Source organism: Nocardioides sp. NPDC087217 (genome assembly GCF_044744805.1).
Classification (GTDB): Bacteria; Actinomycetota; Actinomycetes; order Propionibacteriales; family Nocardioidaceae; genus Nocardioides.
In genome coordinates this window covers 1,102,621-1,122,883 of the sequence record NZ_JBIUZB010000001.1, presented here as the reverse complement: position 1 = coordinate 1,122,883, position 20,263 = coordinate 1,102,621, and the positions used below count along the sequence as shown (strand labels likewise).

Annotated in this window: 20 protein-coding genes; 1 reads left to right on the top strand and 19 read right to left on the bottom strand. The window is 69.2% G+C overall.

Features of this window, described 5'->3' with window-relative positions; all coding sequences use genetic code 11:
* Nucleotides 1–92 precede the first annotated feature (92 nt).
* The 5 genes from ACIO3S_RS05555 to guaA all read right to left on the bottom strand — a co-directional run bounded on the left by ACIO3S_RS05555 (nucleotide 93) and on the right by guaA (nucleotide 4,223).
* On the bottom strand, nucleotides 93–464 hold the full coding sequence (locus ACIO3S_RS05555) for a DoxX family protein (RefSeq protein WP_400460372.1): 372 nt from the start codon (nucleotides 462–464) through the stop codon (nucleotides 93–95).
* Nucleotides 465–540: 76 nt separating this feature from the next.
* Nucleotides 541–1,176, bottom strand: a complete 636-nt coding sequence (locus ACIO3S_RS05550; RefSeq protein WP_400460370.1) for a UdgX family uracil-DNA binding protein — start codon at nucleotides 1,174–1,176, stop codon at nucleotides 541–543.
* The gene (locus ACIO3S_RS05545) at nucleotides 1,173–1,514 is read right to left on the bottom strand and encodes a DUF3140 domain-containing protein (RefSeq protein WP_400460368.1); all 342 of its coding nucleotides are present in this window, start codon (nucleotides 1,512–1,514) and stop codon (nucleotides 1,173–1,175) included. Before ACIO3S_RS05545 ends, ACIO3S_RS05550 begins: the two co-directional genes overlap by 4 nt.
* A gap of 66 nt (nucleotides 1,515–1,580) precedes the next feature.
* Nucleotides 1,581–2,612, bottom strand: coding sequence for a hypothetical protein (locus tag ACIO3S_RS05540; protein ID WP_400460366.1), 1,032 nt, complete (start codon nucleotides 2,610–2,612; stop codon nucleotides 1,581–1,583).
* Between the two features lie 36 nt (nucleotides 2,613–2,648).
* Nucleotides 2,649–4,223, bottom strand: a complete 1,575-nt coding sequence (gene guaA / locus ACIO3S_RS05535) for a glutamine-hydrolyzing GMP synthase (RefSeq protein WP_160025297.1) — start codon at nucleotides 4,221–4,223, stop codon at nucleotides 2,649–2,651.
* A 175-nt stretch (nucleotides 4,224–4,398) separates the two neighbouring features.
* On the opposite strand from guaA, the gene ACIO3S_RS05530 reads away from it, so the two are divergent.
* On the top strand, nucleotides 4,399–5,127 hold the full coding sequence (locus tag ACIO3S_RS05530) for a phosphotransferase family protein (protein ID WP_400460363.1): 729 nt from the start codon (nucleotides 4,399–4,401) through the stop codon (nucleotides 5,125–5,127).
* A gap of 266 nt (nucleotides 5,128–5,393) precedes the next feature.
* Here the strand turns inward: ACIO3S_RS05530 and ACIO3S_RS05525 are convergent, their stop codons facing one another.
* From ACIO3S_RS05525 to ACIO3S_RS05460, 14 genes are all read right to left on the bottom strand, one after another.
* On the bottom strand, nucleotides 5,394–7,112 hold the full coding sequence (locus ACIO3S_RS05525; RefSeq protein WP_400460361.1) for a GMC family oxidoreductase N-terminal domain-containing protein: 1,719 nt from the start codon (nucleotides 7,110–7,112) through the stop codon (nucleotides 5,394–5,396).
* Nucleotides 7,109–8,731, bottom strand: a complete 1,623-nt coding sequence (locus tag ACIO3S_RS05520) for a succinic semialdehyde dehydrogenase (protein ID WP_400460359.1) — start codon at nucleotides 8,729–8,731, stop codon at nucleotides 7,109–7,111. The genes ACIO3S_RS05525 and ACIO3S_RS05520 overlap by 4 nt, the downstream gene beginning before the upstream one ends.
* A gap of 48 nt (nucleotides 8,732–8,779) precedes the next feature.
* Entirely contained in the window at nucleotides 8,780–9,379 is a 600-nt protein-coding gene (locus ACIO3S_RS05515; RefSeq protein WP_350716723.1) for a hypothetical protein, read from the bottom strand.
* Nucleotides 9,380–9,469: 90 nt separating this feature from the next.
* Complete coding sequence (locus ACIO3S_RS05510; RefSeq protein ID WP_400460357.1) at nucleotides 9,470–10,096, bottom strand: hypothetical protein; 627 nt, start codon at nucleotides 10,094–10,096, stop codon at nucleotides 9,470–9,472.
* A gap of 88 nt (nucleotides 10,097–10,184) precedes the next feature.
* Nucleotides 10,185–11,924, bottom strand: a complete 1,740-nt coding sequence (locus ACIO3S_RS05505) for a glycerol-3-phosphate dehydrogenase/oxidase (RefSeq protein WP_160025303.1) — start codon at nucleotides 11,922–11,924, stop codon at nucleotides 10,185–10,187.
* Between the two features lie 99 nt (nucleotides 11,925–12,023).
* Nucleotides 12,024–12,605: a C40 family peptidase gene (locus ACIO3S_RS05500; RefSeq protein WP_400460354.1), complete on the bottom strand. Its 582-nt coding sequence runs from the start codon at nucleotides 12,603–12,605 to the stop codon at nucleotides 12,024–12,026.
* Nucleotides 12,602–13,756 carry a dipeptide epimerase gene (locus ACIO3S_RS05495; RefSeq protein WP_400460352.1) on the bottom strand — a complete coding sequence of 385 codons (1,155 nt, stop codon included), beginning with the start codon at nucleotides 13,754–13,756 and terminating at the stop codon, nucleotides 12,602–12,604. The genes ACIO3S_RS05500 and ACIO3S_RS05495 overlap by 4 nt, the downstream gene beginning before the upstream one ends.
* A gap of 2 nt (nucleotides 13,757–13,758) precedes the next feature.
* Nucleotides 13,759–14,529: a serine hydrolase gene (locus ACIO3S_RS05490; protein WP_160025306.1), complete on the bottom strand. Its 771-nt coding sequence runs from the start codon at nucleotides 14,527–14,529 to the stop codon at nucleotides 13,759–13,761.
* A gap of 9 nt (nucleotides 14,530–14,538) precedes the next feature.
* Complete coding sequence (locus ACIO3S_RS05485) at nucleotides 14,539–15,285, bottom strand: SDR family oxidoreductase (protein WP_400461063.1); 747 nt, start codon at nucleotides 15,283–15,285, stop codon at nucleotides 14,539–14,541.
* Nucleotides 15,286–15,423: 138 nt separating this feature from the next.
* Complete coding sequence (locus ACIO3S_RS05480; RefSeq protein ID WP_400460350.1) at nucleotides 15,424–16,752, bottom strand: ABC transporter substrate-binding protein; 1,329 nt, start codon at nucleotides 16,750–16,752, stop codon at nucleotides 15,424–15,426.
* Nucleotides 16,749–17,831, bottom strand: coding sequence for a branched-chain amino acid ABC transporter permease (locus ACIO3S_RS05475; protein WP_400460348.1), 1,083 nt, complete (start codon nucleotides 17,829–17,831; stop codon nucleotides 16,749–16,751). The genes ACIO3S_RS05480 and ACIO3S_RS05475 overlap by 4 nt, the downstream gene beginning before the upstream one ends.
* A 3-nt stretch (nucleotides 17,832–17,834) precedes the next feature.
* A complete protein-coding gene (locus ACIO3S_RS05470) occupies nucleotides 17,835–18,713 on the bottom strand; it encodes a branched-chain amino acid ABC transporter permease (protein ID WP_400460346.1) in 879 nt (292 codons plus the stop codon).
* Between the two features lie 9 nt (nucleotides 18,714–18,722).
* Complete coding sequence (locus ACIO3S_RS05465) at nucleotides 18,723–19,427, bottom strand: ABC transporter ATP-binding protein (RefSeq protein ID WP_400460344.1); 705 nt, start codon at nucleotides 19,425–19,427, stop codon at nucleotides 18,723–18,725.
* A complete protein-coding gene (locus ACIO3S_RS05460; protein ID WP_400460342.1) occupies nucleotides 19,427–20,245 on the bottom strand; it encodes an ABC transporter ATP-binding protein in 819 nt (272 codons plus the stop codon). Before ACIO3S_RS05460 ends, ACIO3S_RS05465 begins: the two co-directional genes overlap by 1 nt.
* Nucleotides 20,246–20,263 lie beyond the last annotated feature (18 nt).

Here is a 20,263-nt window from a genome sequence, read left to right as displayed (position 1 = left end):
TCGTCGTTGAGGGGTAGTCCGGGAGCGAACTGCCCATTTACTGGCGAGTAATGGCAGTTCGCTCCCGGACTACCCCGACGATGTCGCCTACCTCAGGCGGCGACCAGACCGCGCAGCCGCTCGTCCCGCGGCCAGGCACCGGCCCAGACGAGGACAGCGGTGGCGATGGCGAAGACGGTGTTGAAGGCCGGCTGGCCGAACACCAGGTTCACCGTGACCGCGCCACCCAGGTAGGCGGTGATCAAGATCGTGCCCATCGCCCGGGTGGCCGGGACGTGGTAGGCGACCAGCGACAGGCCGAGGACGACGCCGCAGACGACGGGGAACCAGCCCGGGGCGCCGATCTTGTCGTTGAAATCCATGACGGGCTCGACCTGCAGCAGGTGCGAGACGATGTCGAAGCCGAGGAACAGGGTGACCAGGACGGTGATGACCCAGCCGGCTCGTTGTGCGTTGGTGCTCATCTCGATCTCCTCAGAGGTGGGTGGTGATGCTCTTACCCACGCGTCGAGCGTGCACCGGCGATCTCGACATCGCCTCTCACCTTTTCTCGAGAGCGGCGGCGGCGACCCGCAGATCGGCGACCAGACCGTCGTACGTCGCCTGCCGCTCGTCCTCCGCCCTGAGGACGGCGGAGGGGTGGGTCGTCGCGAGGACCCAGGGGTCGAGGGTCTCCGTGGCGATGGCGTCGGGCCATTCGAGGAGGTGGCCGCGGGCCTCACCGACACGGAAGGACGAGCCGTACAGCGCCTTGCCGGCGGTGCCGCCGAGCAGGACGACGCCGCTGGGACGTACCAGATCCAGCTCCGCCGCCAGCCACGGAGCGCAGGCGCCGACGTGCTTGCTCGTGGGCGATTGATGGATGCGGCGCTTGCCCGAGAGGCGGTGGCGGAAGTGCTTGACGACGTTCGTCGTGTACGTCTCCTCCGGCTCGATCCCGGCATCGGCCAGTGCCTCGTGGAGGATGCCGCCCGCCGGACCGACGAACGGCTCGCCCTCACGGTCCTCCCGGTCACCGGGCTGCTCACCGAGCAGCATCAGCGGGGCCGGCGTACACCCCTCGCCCATCACCCCCTGGGTCGCGTCGCGGTAGAGCTCGCAGCCACGGCAGTCCTGGACCGCGGTGCGCAGGTCGGCGAGAGTCGGCGACTCCGGCACCCACTCCGCCGCGCTCACGGGCTCAGCGGGTCGTGTCCGACGTTCATCAGCCGGTGCCGCCAGTGGTCCTCGCCCGCGGTCGGCTCCCACTGGCCGGTGTCACCGCCGCGAAGGTCGGTCACCTTGTCGACGACGCGTCGCATCACCTCGACGTCGTCGGGGGTCACGTCAGCCCGGCGCTTGCCGAGGATGTCGGCCACCCGGTGGCCGAGCTCGCTACCGGCCTGGTCCGGCTCGGTCTCGGTGATCTCCCCCGCACCCTGCACGGCGAGCCACTTCCGCAGCTCGCGCGAACTCATGTTCACCGCGCGGTGGAAGTTCTCCCAGAGCCTGTCATCGACGATCGTCTCGGCCATCTCGTGCCTCCTGCCTGATCGAGTGCACCGGTTCCGGTACCCATCCCGACGGCCAGGCACACGGCCTCACGCCAGGAGGGTCCGAGCCTCCGGCGAGTCGTAGAAGCTCGAGAGCCGGCGGCGGATCAGCTGCTCGAGGACGCCGGCCTCGGCGAGCGCCTCGATCACCGGCGGGCCGAAGCGGAGCGCCTCCTCGACCAGGTCGTCGCGGCCCAGACCCCACTCCTCCAGGAGCCGGTCGAGGGTGAAGCTCCCATAGGTGTCGAAGAAGAAGTCGACGCCCGTGTCGACCAAGGCCTGCAGGTATTCGGAGTCGCGGACGTCGAGCCAGACCTGGTAGAGCCCGACGAAGAGCGCGACCAGCTGCTCGTCGTCGACGAGGTCGGCGATCTCACGCACAGGGCGGGTCGCGAGCGCGTCCCAGACCTCCAGCAGCGCGTCGTGCACCTCCTCGTCGGTGACCGAGCTCGCGGCGGTGTCGGTGAGGTAGCCGAGCAGCGCTCCGGCACCCCGCTCCGCGAGCTCGCGGGCGCTCTGGTCCACGGCCGCGCCGACCGGGGTGCCCTTCATCGTGTCCGCCATCCGGCCGGCGACACGTTCGGCGATCGAGAAGCCGAGGGAGCCACCCGGCAGGTTGTCGGCGAGCCTGCGGCCGGTGTCGACCGCACCCCGGGCGGTGCCGCGCATCAAGGTGCCGACACCCGCCTGGATCCCGGAGTTGTCGGCCAGGCTGCGCAAGACCTGCTGGCGCAGCGTACGCATCTCGACGAGGGCCTCGACGAGCTCTGCGATCCGCGGCCGGCTGACCACCTTGCCCAGCGGCGTCTCGTTGGCGGGATGCGCCTTGAGCCTCGTCGCGAGCGCACCAGCGACCTCCGGGATCGCGCCCGGGAGGCGGAAGGTGCTGACGTACTTCAGTGCGACCTCCTTGATCAGGTCGCGGGGCATCACCTGGTCGAGGGTCAGCTCGCTGGCGGAGCGCAGCGCGAAGTCGATCTCGCCGGTGACGAGATCGAGGAAACGTACGCCGCGCAGCGCCGCCATCTCATGGGCGACGTGGGCGTCGAGGAGTCGTCGAGCGAGGTCCGGCTCAGTCATGGACGACATTGTCCACGGCCGAGACCTGTCAACGAATCATTCCCACTCGATGGTGCCCGGGGGCTTCGAGGTGATGTCGACGGTGACCCGGTTGATCTCGCTCACCTCGTTGGTGATCCGGGTGGAGATGCGCTCCATGACCTCGTAGGGAAGTCGGGCCCAGTCGGCGGTCATCGCGTCCTCGGAGGTGACCGGGCGGAGCACGACGGGGTGGCCGTAGGTGCGGCCGTCGCCCTGGACGCCGACCGAGCGGACGTCGGCGAGCAGCACGACCGGCATCTGCCAGATGTCGCGGTCGAGACCGGCGAGGGTCATCTCCTCGCGGGCGATCGCGTCGGCCTCGCGGAGGATGTCGAGCCGCTCCTTGGTGACCTCACCGATGATGCGGATCCCGAGGCCGGGGCCGGGGAACGGCTGACGCTGGACGATCTCGTCGGGCAGGCCGAGCTGGGAGCCGACGGCGCGCACCTCGTCCTTGAAGAGCTCACGCAGCGGCTCGACCAGCTCGAACTCGAGGTCCTCGGGGAGGCCGCCGACGTTGTGGTGGGACTTGATGTTGGACGTGCCGGCACCGCCGCCGGACTCGACGACGTCGGGGTAGAGGGTGCCCTGGACGAGGAAGGCGACCTTCTCGTCGCTGTCGCCCAGGATCTCGACCTCGGCACGCTCGAAGCAGCGGATGAACTCGCGGCCGATGATCTTGCGCTTCTCCTCCGGGTCGGTGACCCCGGCGAGCGCGTCGAGGAACTCCTTCTCGGCGTCGACGATCTTCAGCTCGGCGCCGGTCGACTCCCGGAACGCCTTCTCGATCGCGACCGACTCGTTCTTCCGCATCAGGCCGTGGTCGACGTAGACGCAGGTCAGCCGGTCACCGATCGCCTTGGCGACGATGGCCGCCGCGACCGCGGAGTCGACTCCACCCGAGAGCGCGCAGATCGCGCGGTGGTCACCGATCTGCTCGCGAACCCGCTCGATCTGGTCCTCGGCGATGTTGCCGATGGTCCAGGTCTGGCGCGCGCCGGCGATGTCCCACAGGAAGTGCTCGAGCACCTTCTGCCCGTGCTCGGAGTGGAGCACCTCGGGGTGCCACTGCACGCCCGCCAGCTGCTTCTCGACGTTCTCGAAGGCCGCCACCGGGGTGTCGGCGGTGCTCGCGAGGACGGTGAAGCCCTCGGGCGCCTCGGAGACCGAGTCGCCGTGCGACATCCACACGTTGTGAGCCGGCGGGATGTCCTTGAGCAGCGTGCCGGAGACACCGACGGTGACCGGCGTGCGGCCGTACTCGCGCGCCCCGTTGTCGTCGACGGTCCCGCCCAGGCCCTGGGCCATCAGCTGGAACCCGTAGCACATCCCGAACACCGGGGTGCCCGCGGTGAACAGGCTGTTGTCGATGGCGGGGGCGCCCTCGGCGTACACGCTCGAGGGGCCGCCGGAGAGGATGATCGCCTTCGGGTTCTTGGCGAGCATCTCCTCGACCGGCATCGAGTGCGGCACGATCTCGGAGTAGACCTTCGCCTCACGTACGCGGCGGGCGATCAGCTGCGCATACTGCGCGCCGAAGTCCACCACGAGAACCAGATCGTGCTCTTCCGCCCCAGGAGCCTGCGTCATGCACGAATCCTAACGACGCCGTACGCCACGGCCCAATCTCACCGGACTGTCGCCGATCGAGCCCCCACCGCTGGTGACAGGGATCGTCCGCGCGAACGGCCAAGCGCGCCGATCCTTGCCTGAGCACCCGAAAACCCGTCGCGCCCACGGCGGCGATCTGGGAATCATGGCCGACATGGACGAAGTCGAGGTCGTCGTCGCCCACAACGAGCGAGCGACCCTGCGTGTCGGCGACACCTTCTTGAAGGTCGACGCCGATCAGACGCGCATCGACGCGGAGGTCGCGGCGATGACGGCCGCGCCGATCCCGACCCCGGAGATCCTCTGGCGGAAACCGCCGGTGCTGGCTCTGGCCGCCCTACCGGGTTCCGCGCTCGGCACTCTCTACGAGCCGTCGCCCGCCTCGTCCGCGGCATGGGCCGCGGCCGGTGCCACCGCACGGATGCTGCACGAGGCGCCGCTGCCGTCACGGCGCGTCACCTACCTGGACGACATCGCGTCACACCTCGATCACGAGTGCCGGTGGCTTGTCGAGAACGATGTCCTCTCTTCCGACGTTGTCCGCCGCAACCGCCGGATCGCCGAGGCGGCACTCCGGCCGCTGACGCCTGCGTTCATACACGGCGACCTCCAGATCACCCATGTGTTCGTCGATGGTGACGAGGTGACGGGCGTGATCGACTGGTCCGAGGCTGGCCAAGGAGACCCGATGTTCGACATCGCAACCTTGACGCTCGGACACGAGGACCACCTCGACGATGTCATCGCCGGCTACGGCACCGACGTCGACATCGCGGTGATCCGCGCATGGTGGTCGTTGCGGAGCCTGCGGGCGATCAGGTGGCTGGTCGGTCATGGCTTCGACCCGGCACCTGAGATCGCCGTCCTGAGATCTCAGGTGTGAGGACGCCCGGCCGATGAGCCACTCAGCGCCCCGCCTCGACGCGCACGTCGGTGAAATGCACCAGGGCCCGGCCGGGGAGGGAGGTGGCCGGGCCCTGATTGCCCGAGGCAAAACTGTCCCGGACGAAAGACCCGGCATGTATTAGGGAGGGAGCAATCCCGGGTCTGATCACTCCAACGAACCCTCTTAACCACAGTTACGGGTCAACTAAAAACTTCCTGCCAGAAAATTCCTGCGCAGCCCGTGTCACCAACACAACAGTCTGGTCACCGTACGTCAACAATGGGCAGCTGCAGGGCGGCCGGCGCACTCGCGGGCACGGCAGGCGAGGCCGGCCTGACGGGCTGGATCCGGGCATAGCCGGCACCGAGCTCCGGCCGCGGGTCGGCCTGGTCCTTGTTGGGCCAGAACGCCATCGCTCGCTCGGCCTGAGCGGTGATCGTCAGCGACGGGTTCACGCCCAGGTTGGCGGAGATCGCGGAGCCGTCGACGACGTGCAGGCCGTCGTAGCCGTAGAGCCGCTGGTAGGGGTCGATCACGCCGGTCTCCACCGAGTCGCCGATGGTGCATCCGCCGATGAAGTGGGCTGTCATCGGCTTGTTGAACGGCTCTCCGATCGTGCCACCGGCATACCCCGGCTTCTCGCCCGAGCTCATCACCCCCGCCATCTTCCGCACGGCGTCGAGGCCGGCGGGGATCCAGGTCGGGTTGGGCTTGCCGTGGCCCTGCTTGGACGACATCCGCCACCCGAAGATGGTGCGCTTCGGGAAGGTCGTGATCGAGTTGTCCAGCGCCTGCATGACCAGCGCGATGACGGTGCGCTCGGACCAGTGCTTGAAGTCGTAGAACGTACGCAGCGACCGCCGCTGCAGCCACATCTCCTTGAGCCACCGGCGGAGGCGATGGGGGCCACCCTCGGTGAGCACCGTCTGCATCGCGGCGATCGCGTTGCTGCCGTGCCCGTAGCGGACCGGCTCGATGTGGGTGTGCTCGTCGGGGTGCCACGAGGAGGTGATCGCCACGCCCTCGGTGTAGTCGATGGCGGTGTCCGGGGCGATCGCGCCCAGGATCGACTCGGAGTTGGTGCGGGTCAGCTCACCCAGGCGCGGGGAGATCTCGGGGAGGTCGCCGGTGCGCTTGAGCTTGTGGAGCAGCTTCTGCGTGCCGAGCGAGGCCGCCGAGAAGATCACCTGGTCGGCGGTGAACCGCTTCGTGCGGCCGATGCCCAGCTTGGCCTTCGTGGAGCGGGTCTCGATGACGTACCCGCTTCCGGTCTTGGCCGGGTAGACGCGCGTCACCGTGGTCAGCGGGTGCACCTCGGCGCCGTTCTTCTCGGCCAGGTAGAGGTAGTTCTTGACCAGGGTGTTCTTCGCGTTGTGACGGCAGCCGGTCATGCACTCGCCGCAGTTGGTGCACGTACGCCGGTCCGGGCCCTCCCCGCCGAAGTAGGGGTCGGCGACCTCCTGCCCGGCCACATGGCTCGGGCCGCCGAAGAAGACGCCGACCGGCGCCTTGTGGAAGGTGTCCCCGCGTCCGGCCTCCGCCGCGACCTTCTGCATGACCTCGTCGGCAGGGGTCAGATGGGGGTAGAGGGTGACGCCGAGCATCCGCTTGGCCTGCTCGTAGTAGGGAGCGAGCTCGTCCTTCCAGTCGGTGATGTGGCTCCAGGAAGGGTCCTCGTAGAAGGGGTCGAGCGGCTCGTAGAGGGTGTTGGCGTAGACCAGCGAGCCGCCACCGACCCCGGCGCCGGCCATGATCACGCAGTCCTTGACCATGTCGATGCGCTGGATCCCGTAGCAGCCGATCGCCGGCGCCCAGAGGTATTTGCGCAGGTCGAAGGAGGTGTTGGGCAGCTCGTCGTCGGCGAACCTACGTCCGGCCTCGACCACTCCGACCTTGTAGCCCTTCTCGGTCAGGCGCAGCGCGCTGACCGATCCACCGAAGCCCGACCCGATGATGAGTACGTCGTAGTGGTTCCCGCTCATGCGCGGCCCAGCGACTTCAGCACCCGCAGCGAGGCGGTCATGAACTTGGCGTACGCCTGGTCGCTCATCCCGAACTGCGGGGCGAAGCGCAGGATGGCCTGGGAGGCGACCGACTGGGTCTCGGTGTAGCGCAGGATGCCCTCGACACCCTGACGACGGCCCTGGCCGGACTCGCGCATGCCGCCCATCGGGGCGTCGATGCTCGCGAAGGTGGCGCCGAAGGCCTCGTTGATGTTGATCGTGCCGCACTTGATCTGCCGGGCGATGCGGCGGGCGCGCGAGGTGTCGCGGCTGTAGATCGAGCCGTTGAGGCCGTACTCACCGTCGTTGGCGCGCTCGATCGCCTCCTCCTCGCTGTGGAAGCGGTAGATCGAGACGACCGGGCCGAAGGTCTCGTTGCCGAAGCAGGTCATCTCCGGGGTGACGCCCTCGAGGATGGTCGGCTCGAAGAAGAACGGCGCGAGGTCGGGACGAGCCTTGCCGCCGGTGAGGACGCGGGCCCCCTTCGAGACGGCGTCCTCGACGTGGGCGGTCGCGGTGTCGACCTGTGCCTGCGAGATCAAGGTGCCCATGTCGTTCTCCCAGCCCAGGGTGGCGCCGAGGGTCATCGCCTGGGTGCGGGCGACGAAGCGCTCCACGAACCGGTCGTAGACCTTGTCGTCGACGAAGAGCCGCTCGACGCTCACGCACAGCTGGCCGGAGTTGGAGAAGACCGCGCGGGTAGCGCCCTCGGCCGCCTTCTCGATGTCGGCGTCCTTGAGGACGAGCATGGGGTTCTTGCCCCCGAGCTCCAGGCTGGCGCCGATCAGCCGCTCCGCCGCCTGCTTGGCGACGAGCTTGCCGGTGTTGGTCGAGCCGGTGAAGCAGACGTAGTCGGCGCGCTGGATGATGCTGGTGCCGATCTTCGAGCCCGGGCCGGCGACGACGGTCCACAGGTTCTCCGGGAGCCCCGCCTCCGCGAGCAGCTCGGCGCCGAGGAGCGCGCTGAGCATGGTCTGCGAGTCGGGCTTGATGACCACCGCGTTGCCCGCTGCGATCGCGGCGAGGCCGTCGCACAGCGCCATGGTGAACGGGTAGTTCCACGGGCTGATGATGCCGACGACGCCCTTGGGGACGTGGTTGAGCTCGACCCGGGTGAGCACGGGGATGACGCCGAGCTTGCGCTCGGTGTCGAGGATCTTGCTGCTCCGGCGGCCGTAGTAGCGCGCGGTCAGCGCGATGTGCAGCGGCTCGTCGAAGGCGTGCTTGCGGGCCTTGCCCGACTCCAGCACGATCAGGTCGAGGATCTCGTCCTGCCGGTCGAGGACGAGGTCGTGCAGCTTGATCAGGATGCGCTCGCGCTCGGCGACCGGCGTCGCCGCCCACTTCTCCTGCGCGACCCGCGCCTTGGCGAAGGCCGCGGCGACATCGTCATCGCTCGACTGCGGGATGTGCGCCAGCGGCGCCCCGTTGAGCGGACTGATGACCTCTCGAGACTCCCCCGTGGTCGCCACGACGCGGCCGGTCAGGCGGGCAACATAGTCAGGCTCGAGGGCCAGGGACGCCGTGGCGTCGTGCTCGGGATCGAGCGGGCCCTCGACGATCGGGCCGCCGGAAGAGGTCGGGTTCGATGCGCTCATGTACCGAGAGTATGTGACGGGCGTCTCGGAAGCCAGACAGCCGTCCCACTAACTCACCATGCGAACATCCGCGGCCCACCACAGATAGTCGTGTTGCTCGGCCGGGAGGTCGATCACGACACGGTCGAGAGGCAGCCGGTCGAGCGCGTGCACGGTGCACTCCTCCGCGGGCGTGGCCCGGTAGAGATAGGCGTCCAACGGCCATTTCGTACGCAGCCACTCGTCCAGCCGCTCGGCGACCGATGCGGTGAGCTCGGGCTTTCGGTCCTGGCGGAGCCAGTAGCTGACCCGGGCGGTGGACCCACCGGCGTACCTGAGCAGGGTCTGGGCGTCGGCACCCATCGCCTCCAGGTAGGGGAACAGGGGCTGCACGTAGAGACAGCCGAGGGACGACGTGCCCTCGGGGTCGAGGAAGAGGTAGGTGAACGCTCGTTTCGCCTGGTGGTCGGACCAGTGCCGGATCACCAGCGGTAGGTTGTCGTCGCTGCCGAAGCCCTCCCGCGGCCACCTGCCGCAGCTGTGGTCGCGGATCACGTCCGGGCTGGCCAGGTAGGCCTCGGTGTCCAGGTCGAGCAGCTCGGGGCGGAGCGGGGCAAGCACGAAATCGTCGGTGGCCAGCGGCTCGGGGGGATCAGCGACCAAGAACATGGAGTCAGATTGCTACGTCAACCGCTTGCTCCGCCACGGCAATTCGTGGGACGCAGCCATGCCGGGCTCGGTCGCGACCCGCGAGCACCATCAACTTGAGGTGAACCGCTCCAAGGACGCCAGCTCTGCGCGGTCGGCAGGGGTCTTGGCGTACCGGGACACAAGACCGATGACCTCCTTGGCGGGGAAGGCAACAGCCGTGATACCAACCTTGATCTCCTCGTCACCACGTAGGTGCAGCCCGATCCACCCGTCCCAGAGCGGATCGCTCTCCACCTCGAAGATGTCGCGCCACAACACGGTGCGTGATCGGCTCAGCATCGGGTACGAGGTCAAACCATCCGGGGTCAAGAGCAAGCCGCCCCGACGACGGACAATGGCGACGGCCATGAAGCCGGCCAGTGCGAGTAACCCCGGCGCGCAGATGACGAGCGCTCCCGCGCGACGATCCCCTGCATCGGCAAGGAGCGAGACGACCCCGACGATGCCGCTTCCGACAGCCCCGAACAGGCAGATGGCGAACATTTCGGCGGCATAACCCGGGCGTCGCGGCAGCAGTACGCCTCCGCCGAACGCCTCCGGTTCCAGTCGTCCCCGTGGCGCGTACACAACATGGGCTGATACGCCGCATGCGATCACCCCGCATCCCCCGGCAACCTGGAGCCACGTCGAGTCCGACAGTGCAACCAGGAAGGCACACGCGATGACACCCGCCACCAGGAGAACCCCCACCCCGATTCGATGACGTCGACGGCGGCTCAGACCCAACTTCCTCGCCCCGAATTTTGCCTTCACCGCAGACAGGTCAGACGAGGTCTTCGACCTCCAGACGTGCGCGGTCGGCCTCCTCGTCGGTGACCTGGAGCTGGGAGCGACGCTCGGCCTCGATGCGGCGCAGGTAGTGGTCGACCTCCTCCTTGGTGCGCGTCTCGTCCCAGCCGAGCTCGTCGGCCATGATCTTGGCGACCCCCGGGGCAGCGCTGACGCCGCGGTCGAAGGTCTCCATCGAGATCCGGGTGCGGCGCTCGAGCACGTCGTCGAGGTGGCGGGCACCCTCGTTGTTGACGGCGTAGACGACCTCGGCGGCCAGGTAGTCCTCGGCGCCCTCCAGGGGCAGCGCGAGCGGGCGGCGCTCTTGGATGAGGTCGAGCACGTCGTCGATCAGGCCGCCGTGGCGGCCCAGGAGGTGGTCGATCCGGGCGACGTGGAGGCCGGAGCGGCGGGCGAGCAGGACGCGCTGGTTCGAGCGGGTCTCGAAGCCCTCGGCGCCGACCAGCCGGACCTTGTCGGTGATCGAGTCGCGCAGGGTCATGTTGGTGGTCGTGCCGAGCGAGTGGGCCGCGGCGTCGACGGCGTCCTTGGCCATCACCCGGTAGGTCGTCAGCTTGCCGCCGGCGATCAGCACGAGGCCCGGCAGCGGCGTGACCACGGTGTGCTCGCGGCTGAGAGCGGCGGTCTGCTCGGACTCGCCGGTCAGGAGCGGGCGGAGCCCGGCGTACACGCCCTCGACGTCCTCGAGGTCGAGCGGCACGCGCAGGATCGCGTTGACGTGCTCCAGGACGTACTCGATGTCGGTCTTGGAGGCCGCCGGGTGGGCGAGGTCGTAGGTCCACGGGGTGTCGGTGGTGCCGATGATCCAGTGGCGGCCCCACGGGATCACGAAGAGGACCGACTTCTCGGTGCGGACGATGAAGCCCGACTCCGAGCGGATCCGATCGCGCGGGACGACGAGGTGGATGCCCTTGGACGCCTTGACGTGCAGCGCGCCGCGGCCGCCGACCATGTCCTGGATCTCGTCGGTCCACACCCCGGCGGCGTTGACGACCGTCTTGGCCCGGATGACCAGGTCCTGGTCGTGCTCGAGGTCGCGGGCTCGGACGCCGACGACCCGCTCGCCCTCGCGCAGGAATCCGGTCACCTGGACGCGGGTCGCGATATGGGCGCCGTGGGAGGCCGCGGTGCGGGCGATGGTCATGACCAGGCGGGCGTCATCGACCTGGGCGTCGTAGTACTGGATCGCGCCGGTGATCGCATCGGTGCGGAAGTCGGGGGCGATCCGGGCGACGCCCCGGCGGGTGAGGTGGCGGTGGCGCGGGAGGCCGGAGTTGCCCATCCCGGAGAGCGGCCCGAAGCTCGCCATCCCGTCGTAGAGCGCGAGGCCGGCGCCGATGTAGGCGCGCTCCCACACCGGGTTGGTCAGCGGGTAGAGGAACGGCACCGGCCGGACCAGGTGCGGGGCCAGAGTGTTGAGCAGCAGCCCACGCTCCTGGAGCGCCTCGCGGACCAGCTCGAAGTCGAGCATCTCGAGGTAGCGGAGTCCGCCGTGGACGAGCTTCGAGCTCCGCGAGCTCGTTCCCGAGGCCAGGTCGCGCTGCTCTACCAGCCCCGTGCTCAGGCCTCTGGTGACGGCGTCCAGCGCCACCCCGGCGCCGGTCACACCCCCTCCGACGACGAGTACGTCGAGCTCGGTCTCCCCCGCCGCACCGACCATCGTGCCGATCGCGAGGTCGCGGCTGTGTGGACTCAGTGCCCCTGTACGAGTCATACGTTCGAAGTTAACTCACCACGTCGAATTGTCACTTCTGGCGCGCGAGAAATTCACCGGCGCCGCTCGATACGTCACGCAGCCGTCACAGACAGGCGGTCACAGACGCGCGGCGCTGACGAGGGTGGCGAGCCGGTCGGGAGGCATCGGCTCCTCGACGACGACCATCTTGTCGCCGTCGGCGTGGATCATCGGACGTACGCCGTCGGGCTCCGGGGGCGCGGTGGCGATGGCCACGTGGGTGATGCGTTCGCCGGGATCCTGGGCGAAGAAGTAGAGGTCGCCCGGACGGACCTCGTCGAGGTCGATCGCCGCGAGCGCGGCGGCCTGGTCGCGGGCGTCTCGCGGGACACGTACGCCGATGGCCTCCGCGGCTCGGAAGACCAGGCCGGAGCAGTCGATGCCCGCGTCGGTGGTGCCGCCCCAGACGTAGGGGACGCCGAGGAAGCTGCGAGCCTTGCCCAGCAGCGTGGCCACCGGCTCGGCGAGGGCTGCTGTCGGCAGCCAGCCGGGATAGCCCCGCTCGTCCTTCGTCGAGGAGTGGGAGGGGACCACGACGTACGCCCACTCCCCCTGCGTCTTCAGGACGACGATCTCCTCGCCGGGGACGACCTCGGTCTCGTGCTCGGCGTCGTCGGCGGGCTCGGAGACGACGAAGGTGGGCTGGTTCACGGTGGTCACGAGAGGACTCCTTCGATGCCGAGGCCGGGGGCGTCGGGGAACAGGATGCGGGGGCCGTCGTAGCCGATGCCACCGATATACGGACTGGTCTTCGCCCACCAGCCCGCGTCGAGGTCCTGCTCGCCGGGGATGCCTGCCGCCGCGACCAGTGCCGCGGCCGCGCCGATGCCGAGGTGCGACTCGATCATGCAGCCGACGAGCCGGCCGAGGCCGTGCAGCTTCGCGACCTCCAGCAGCTCGATCGCGGGCGTGATCCCGCCGCACTTGGCGAGCTTGACGTTGACCGCATCGGCCGCGCCGGCCCGGATGACGTCGACGAGGTCCTCGAGGTCGAAGACCGACTCGTCGGCCAGGACCTTGTAGGGCTGGTGACGACGGACGTACGCCATCGCCTCCAGGTCTCGCCGGGCGACCGGCTGCTCGACGAACTCCAGCTCGACACCCTGGTCGGCCAAGTCCGTCAGCACCGCCACCGCCTCGTCCGCCCGCCAGCCGGTGTTGGCGTCGAGCCTGAGTACGCAACCCGGGGCTGCCTCGCGGACCGCGAGCACCCGCTCGGCATCGCCCGCGGCATCGGTCCCGACCTTGATCTTGAGCGTCGTGAACCCGTCTCGCGCTCGCGCGGCCGCTGCCTCCGCCAGCTCGTCGGGGGTGCCTACGGAGAGGGTCATGTCGGTGGTGAGCTGCGTTGGAATACCCGGTTCACCGGGTATTCCTGCACTTCTCCGGTGTTGCATTGCCCGAGAAGCGCAGGAAGTGCCTGAGCGCTGTGACGCATGAGACTGCAGATGCTCGGTCATGGACATACCTGCCCGCCGGGCGACGAGGTCGTGCAGCGCGATGTCGGCGGCCATCTTGGCCGAGTGGTTGCCGACGACCGCGCCCTGGATCAGGCCGGCCGACGACAGATCGGCGGCGGCACCGGCGAGGACATCGGAGATCGGCCCCTCCAGCGCCGCGGCGGACCCGGCGAGCGAGTCGCCGGTGACCTTCCAGACCTGCGGAGCCTCACCCCAGCCGACGCACCCGTCGGAGTCCTCGACGGTCACGACGACGGTCTCGGCGAAGTCTGTACGCCGCAGAGCGGTCACGAACGGGGTGTGCAGCGGCACCCGGACCCGCTGGGTGCGCACCGCGGCGACCCGAGGCACCGTCACAGGGTCGACCACAGATAGCGAGCGACCTCGCTGATCCGGAACTCCGACTCGTCGTCGTCCAGGCCGGTCGTGAGCACGACCATCACCTGCGGTTCACCCTGAGCCGGCCGGATGATCGCCATGTCGTGGCGTACGCCGTCGATCCAGCCGGTCTTGTTGCCGACCACCGCGTCCTCGGGGACGCCGAGCGGGATCGCGTCGCGATACTCCTGGGCGACCAGGATCCCCTCGAGCTCGGCGGTCGACTCGGGCGAGAGCAGCCGGCCGGAGGCAAGCTTGGTGAGCAGCTTGCCCATGTCGTTGGCGGTCACCAGGTTCTGCAGCCCGGCCTCGCGCGCGGGCGCGTCCTCGATCCCCCGCGAGACCGTCGTCATCGGCGTCACGCCGGCGTCGGCGAGCACCGCGGCGACCTCCTCGAGCCCGACCCGCTCGAGCACGAGGTTGACGGCCAGGTTGCCGGAGACGGTCAGGGAGCGGCGTACGAGATCACCCAGCGGCAGCGGGGAGCCGACCGCCGCCCAGGTCTCAGGATCCTGATCCTCCTCCTGCGACATCTCGAAACGCGCCCCGACGACGGCGGAGTCGAAGTCGGGATGTACCGTGATCGGCTCGTCGAGCGAGAGCAGCCCGCGGTCGCGCAGTCGATAGGCGGCGATCGCGACGGGCACCTTCATCAGGCTCGCCGCATAGTGCTGCTGGTTGACGTTCTGCGCCTGCGTCGGGATGCCGTCGAGGCCGCTGAGCCAGGTCGAGACCAAAGGTTCCACGGCTCGAGACTAGTCGGTGCGGTCGAGCTCCTGCCGGACACGGTTCACGTCGTCGATCCAGGCGTCGACGTCCGAGGCACGCGTGGCGTACTCCTCGGCCACGTCGGGCTCGAGCGAGATCCAGAACCTCGAGCTCTGCCCGGCTTCCCAGACGGCGTCGGCGACCTCCTCGGCGGTGAGCGCGCCCTCGGCCGACCGGAAACCCGGGAGTCCGGAGGAGCGCTCGAGCATCGCCGTCTTCACGCTGCGCGCGACGATCGCCTGAGCGACGACGCCCTGGTGCCGGTAGGTGGCGGCGAGCCACTCGGCGAAGGCGATCTCGGCGTGCTCGGTGGCCGCGTACGACGGGGAGCCGAGCAGTGTGAGGAGACCCGCTGAGGAGGAGGTGACCACGAACCGGCCGGCACCGCGCGCGACCCACTCCGGCAGCAGCAGCCGCGCTGCGCGTACGTGGGCGAGGACGTTGACCTCGTACGAGGTCATCCAGGCGTGGTCGGAGGCCTCGAGGCCGCGGCCGCGCTCCACTCCCGCGTTGCCGTACCAGGCGTCGATCTTGCCGAGCTCCTCCCGCGCAGCGTCCACCAGCGCCGCGGTGCCTGCGGCCGAGGCGGCGTCCCCGGGGACCGCCAGGGCGCCGATCGAGTCCGCCACGGAGTTGAGCTCGGCGGTCTCGATGTCCGCCACGACGACGCGACACCCCTCCGCTGCGAACCGCATGGCCAGAGCTCTCCCGATCCCTCGGGCTGCTCCGGTCACAACCACCCCGCTCCCGGGTGCGAGTACGTTCACGGACCGACCACCTCCAGTGGCGTTAGTGAGGGTTAATCACTGTAACCGAGGCCGGTCCGTGAACGTGCAGCAACCTACTGATCAGTACCGATCACTCCGCCCATCTCACTCGGGCAGACCCGACGAGGGCGGGGCGTCCGAGGCGGCGCTGTCGTCCTCCTCGATGGGGGCGTCGCCGATGTCGGTGACGAGGACCGGCGTGAGCGGCTCGGAGGCACCGTTCTTGATCTCGACCACGCTCATCCCGGAGATGCCCATGTGGGAGTCCTCGGAGAACCGGAAGGGTGCCATCCCGGGTCCTTCGAAGGAGGAGCCCTCCTTCTCGATCGTCTCCACGATCGACTCGCGGGTGAGATCCTTGCCGTTGGCCTGCAGCGCCTGGACGAAGGTGTAGGCCTGCGACATGCCGTAGATCCGGTAGTTGGTCAGCTTCTCCGAGCCCTTCTTGGAGTACTCGTCCCAGACCTTCTGCCACAGCTTGACCCACTCGTCGTCGGGAGCGTCGACGCCGGGGATGTACTCGGTCGTCATCATCCCGTCCATCAGCTTCACGCCCTGCTCGGCCGGGATCTTGCCCTTGGTCATCGAGGCCAGCAGCCCGCCGACGAGCGCCGGGTCCGAGCCGACGTTCGAGTAGAACCACTTCGACTTGAAGCCGACGCCCTGCGCGGCGATCTGGCTCAGCGCGGTGTAGGACGGCGTGTTGAAGCCGATCACCAGGTCGACGCCCTTGGACTTGAACGAGGACATCTGCGGGGAGAAGTCGGTCGACCCACCTGGCGTGTACTTCTGTACGTCGACGATCTGGGCGTCGAGGAACTGCCGTGCGCCCTTCTCGCCGTCCTCGCCGAAGTCGTCGTCCTGCAGGAAGAGACCGACCTTGGCGTCGGGCATGTTCTCCTTGATGTACTGACCGATGACCTTGCCCTCGATCTCGTAGTCCGGCTGCCAGCCGAACGTCATCGGCGAGCCGGACGGGTTGTCGCCCCACTGCAGCGAGCCGCTGGAGACGAAGAGGTCGGGGATGCCGTCGTCGTTGAGGCGCTGGACGACCGCGCGGTGCGTGGGGGTGCCGAGGCCACCGACCATCGCGAAGATCTCGTCCTGCAGGATCATGTCGTTGGTGACGGCGCTGGTGTTGGTCGGGTTGTAGGCGTCGTCCTTGACGACCATCTCGATGTCGCGGCCGTGGACGCCACCGTTGTCGTTGACGTACTCATAGAACGCCTGGTGGCCCGACGGGATCTCCGAGTAGCCGGGCGCGGCCGGACCGGTCAGTGGGAAGTGCGCGCCGACCTTGATCGAGGTGTCGGTGACGCCGACCGCCGTCCCGTCCTCGGACGGCCTTTCCTTCCCCGCGCCACAGGCCGCGAGGAGCGAGGCAGTGGTGAGGACACAGACGACCTGTACGGCTCTGCGTGCAGTGGTTCTCATGTTGTCTTCTCCTTGGTTGACCCGAGAGTTGAGCGCGCTAGGAAGGTGCGCAGGCTGCCGACGATCCCTGCCGGAGCGAGGAGGATGACGAGCATCAGCACCAGTCCGTAGACCACCGGGGTGACCTCCGCGGCCTGGGTTGCGCTGAGTCCGACCGACTCCCCGAGATCGGTGGCGAAGTGAGGAAGAAAGGCGAGTACGCCGGCCCCGATGAGCGCTCCGGTCAGGCTGCCGAGCCCGCCCAGGACGACCGCGGCCAGGAGCGTCAGGGAGAGCGTGATCGTGAACGCGCCCGGCGCCGTGAGACGTACGTTCATGGCCATCAGGCCGCCGGCCAGCCCGGCAGCCATGGCGCTGACGGTGAAGGCGACCACGCGGGCGCGGCCCAGGTGGATGCCGGCCAGCTCGGCGGAGACGTCGTCGTCCCGCACCGCCCGCCAACGACGACCGATTCGGGAGCGGCTCAGGTTGGCGAGCGCCACGAAGGTGATCGCGAGGAGCAGCCAGCCGAGGTAGGCAAGGAAGGAGTACTGGTCGATCTCCACGGCGGTGAAGAACCAGACCAGGTCCTGGATCCAGGCCGGGAGGTCGGTCGCGCGGGGAACGGGCACCTGGAGCCCCTGCTCGCCGCCGAGGACCTCCCACTGGTTGGCCAGCCGGGGCACCGCCACGGCCAGCGTCAGGGTCGCGCCGGCGATGTAGGGTCCGTGCAGCCGCGCCGCCGGGACCCCGACCACCACCCCGACCACGGCACAGACCGCGATCGCGACGAGCAGGGCGACGAAGACGTCGGCCAGGGTCTCGCCGCCGGTGCGCTCGAGCACCAGGGTGGCGGCGTACGCCCCGACGGCCATGAGCGCGCCGTGGCCCAGCGAGAGCTGGCCGGAGAGACCGGTCAGGAGCGTGAGCCCGCCGGCGGCGATGGCGAAGTAGGCCATCTCGGCGTAGCGGGTCTGCAGGTACTGGCTGGAGCTGCCGATGACCGCCATCGCCACCACGAAGGCGACCAGGGCCACGACGAGGTGACGTGCCAGCGGCACCGAGGTCACCGGACGGACGAGTGAGCGCAGACGTTCCATGGGTCAGACCCTCCTGGCCGCAGCCGCCGCGAAGAGGCCGCTGGGACGTACCAGCAGCACCACCATCAAGATCCCGAGCGCGACCAGCGGCGCCAGGTGCTCACCGACGTAGCCGGTGACGTAGGAGAGCGAGAGGCCGAGGATCAGGCCGCCGATCACCGACCCGAGCGGCGAGTCGAGGCCGCCCAGCACGGCGGCGATGAAGCCGTAGATCACGAACGGGTCCATGAACGCCGGGTTCACCAGGTCGCCGCCGGCGATGAGCATCCCGGCCACCGCGCCCACGGCCGCGGCGAGCGCCCAGCCGAGGGTGAGCATGCGGCCGACGCGTACGCCCAGGAGCCGGGACACCTCGCCGTTGAACGCGGACGCCCGCATCCGCAGCCCCAGGTCGGTGAAGCGGAAGAGGACCACGAGCCCGGCCATCACGACGGCGACCACGACGATCGTGAGGATGCCGAACGGGGTGATCCCGATCGAGGTGTCCCCGACGTTGATCGCGTTGGTACTGACCGGGGCCGGGAAGCCGCGGTGCTGGACGCCGAAGGTGATCGCGGTCAGGCCGTGGAGCACCATGAACAGCCCGAGGGTGAGGATCACCGCGTTGAGCTCGGCCTTGCCCTCGACCGGGCGGATGATCACCCGCTCGATCACGGCGCCGAGCCCGAACCCGGCGGCGATCGCGGCCATGAAGGCGACCCAGTAGGGCACGTCGGCGTTGATCAGCGAGAGCGCGATGTAGGTGGTCACCATCGCCATCGCCGCCTGGGCGAAGTTGACGATCCGGGTGGAGCGCCAGATCAGGCACAGGGCCAGCGCGAACGCGGCGTAGACCGCGCCCAGGACCAGCCCTCCGAGGGTGGTGTCGAGAAACTGCTGCATGTCTGCTCCTCAGAACCCGAGATAGGCGTGGCGGAGCTGCTCGTCGGCGGCCAGCTCGGCAGCTGGCGCCGAGGCGACGACCCTGCCGAGGTTGAGCACGACTCCGTGGTCAGCGATGGACAGGGCACTGCGGGCGTTCTGCTCGACCAGGACGACGGTGAGCTCCTCGGTCTGCACCAGCCCGCGGAGCAGGTCGAAGATCTGGGCCACCACCCGGGGCGCGAGCCCCAGGGACGGCTCGTCGAGCAGGAGCACGGTCGGTCGCGCCATCAGCGCGCGGCCGATGACGAGCATCTGCCGCTCACCGCCCGAGAGCATGTGAGCGGTGGCCTCGCGGCGCTCGCCCAGGCGCGGGAAGAGCTCGAAGACCCGCTCGACCGGCATCGGCTCGGAGCCGGTCGCGCGGTGCAGCCCGCCGAGGCGGAGGTTCTCGGTGACGGTCAGCTCGGCGATCACGCCGCGCCCCTCCGGGACGTGGGAGAGGCCGTACGAGGTCAGCTTCTCGGTCGCGGTGCGCGTGATGTCCTTGCCGTTCAGCGTCACGGTGCCCTTGCTGGACTTCACCAGGCCGGACACGGTGCGCAGCAGCGTGGTCTTGCCGGCGCCGTTGGCGCCCAGGACGGCGGTGACCTGGCCTCTAGAGGCGGTGAAGGTGACGCCGTTGAGCGCCTTGACGGGTCCGTACGCAGCGCTCAGGTCCTCGACGGCGAACATCAGGCCTCCTCGGCGACGGTCAGTGCGTGGACCTCGGCGGCGTCGTCGTGCTCGACCTGGTCACCCAGGTAGGCGGCGAGGACGGCCGGGTCGTTGCGGATCTCGTCGGGTGAGCCGGCGGCGATGACCCGCCCGAAGTCGAGCACCGTGATCCGGTGGCAGACGGACATCACCAGGTCCATGTGGTGCTCGACGAGCATCACGGCGGTGCGTTCGGTCAGGCCGGTGATGATCTCGCCGAGCTCGGTCATCTCCTCGGCGCTCAGCCCGCTGGCGGGCTCGTCGAGAAGCAGCAGCTCCGGCTCGGCCACCAGGGCGCGCGCGAGCGCGACCTTCTTCCGGATCGGGTACGGCAGGCTGCCCGGGTAGCGGGAGGCGTACGACTCGATCCCGAGCTCGCCGAGGACCTCGCGCGCCTTGGCGGCCAGCCGGGCGTCGTCGCGGTGGCCGAGCCCGAGCAGCCCGCGCACGAAGCCGGCGCGGGCGAGTCGGTCCGCGCCGACCATCACGTTGTCGAGCACCGTCATCCGCTCGAAGAGCCCGAGCCCCTGCAGGGTCCGGGCGATGCCGTGGCCGGCGAGCTGGTGCGGGCGGAGGTCGTGGATCGTCTCGCCGCGCAGCCGGAGCTCGCCCTCGGCGGGGCTGACGAAGCCGCACACGACGTTGAACAGTGTGGTCTTGCCGGCACCGTTGGGGCCGATGACGCCGAGCACCTCACGGGGCGCGACCTCCAAGGAGACGTCCTCGAGGGCACGCACGCCCCCGAACCGGACCGAGACTCCCTCGACCGCGAACAGCGGTGGGTCTTCGCCAGGCATCTGCATCATGCTCCCTTC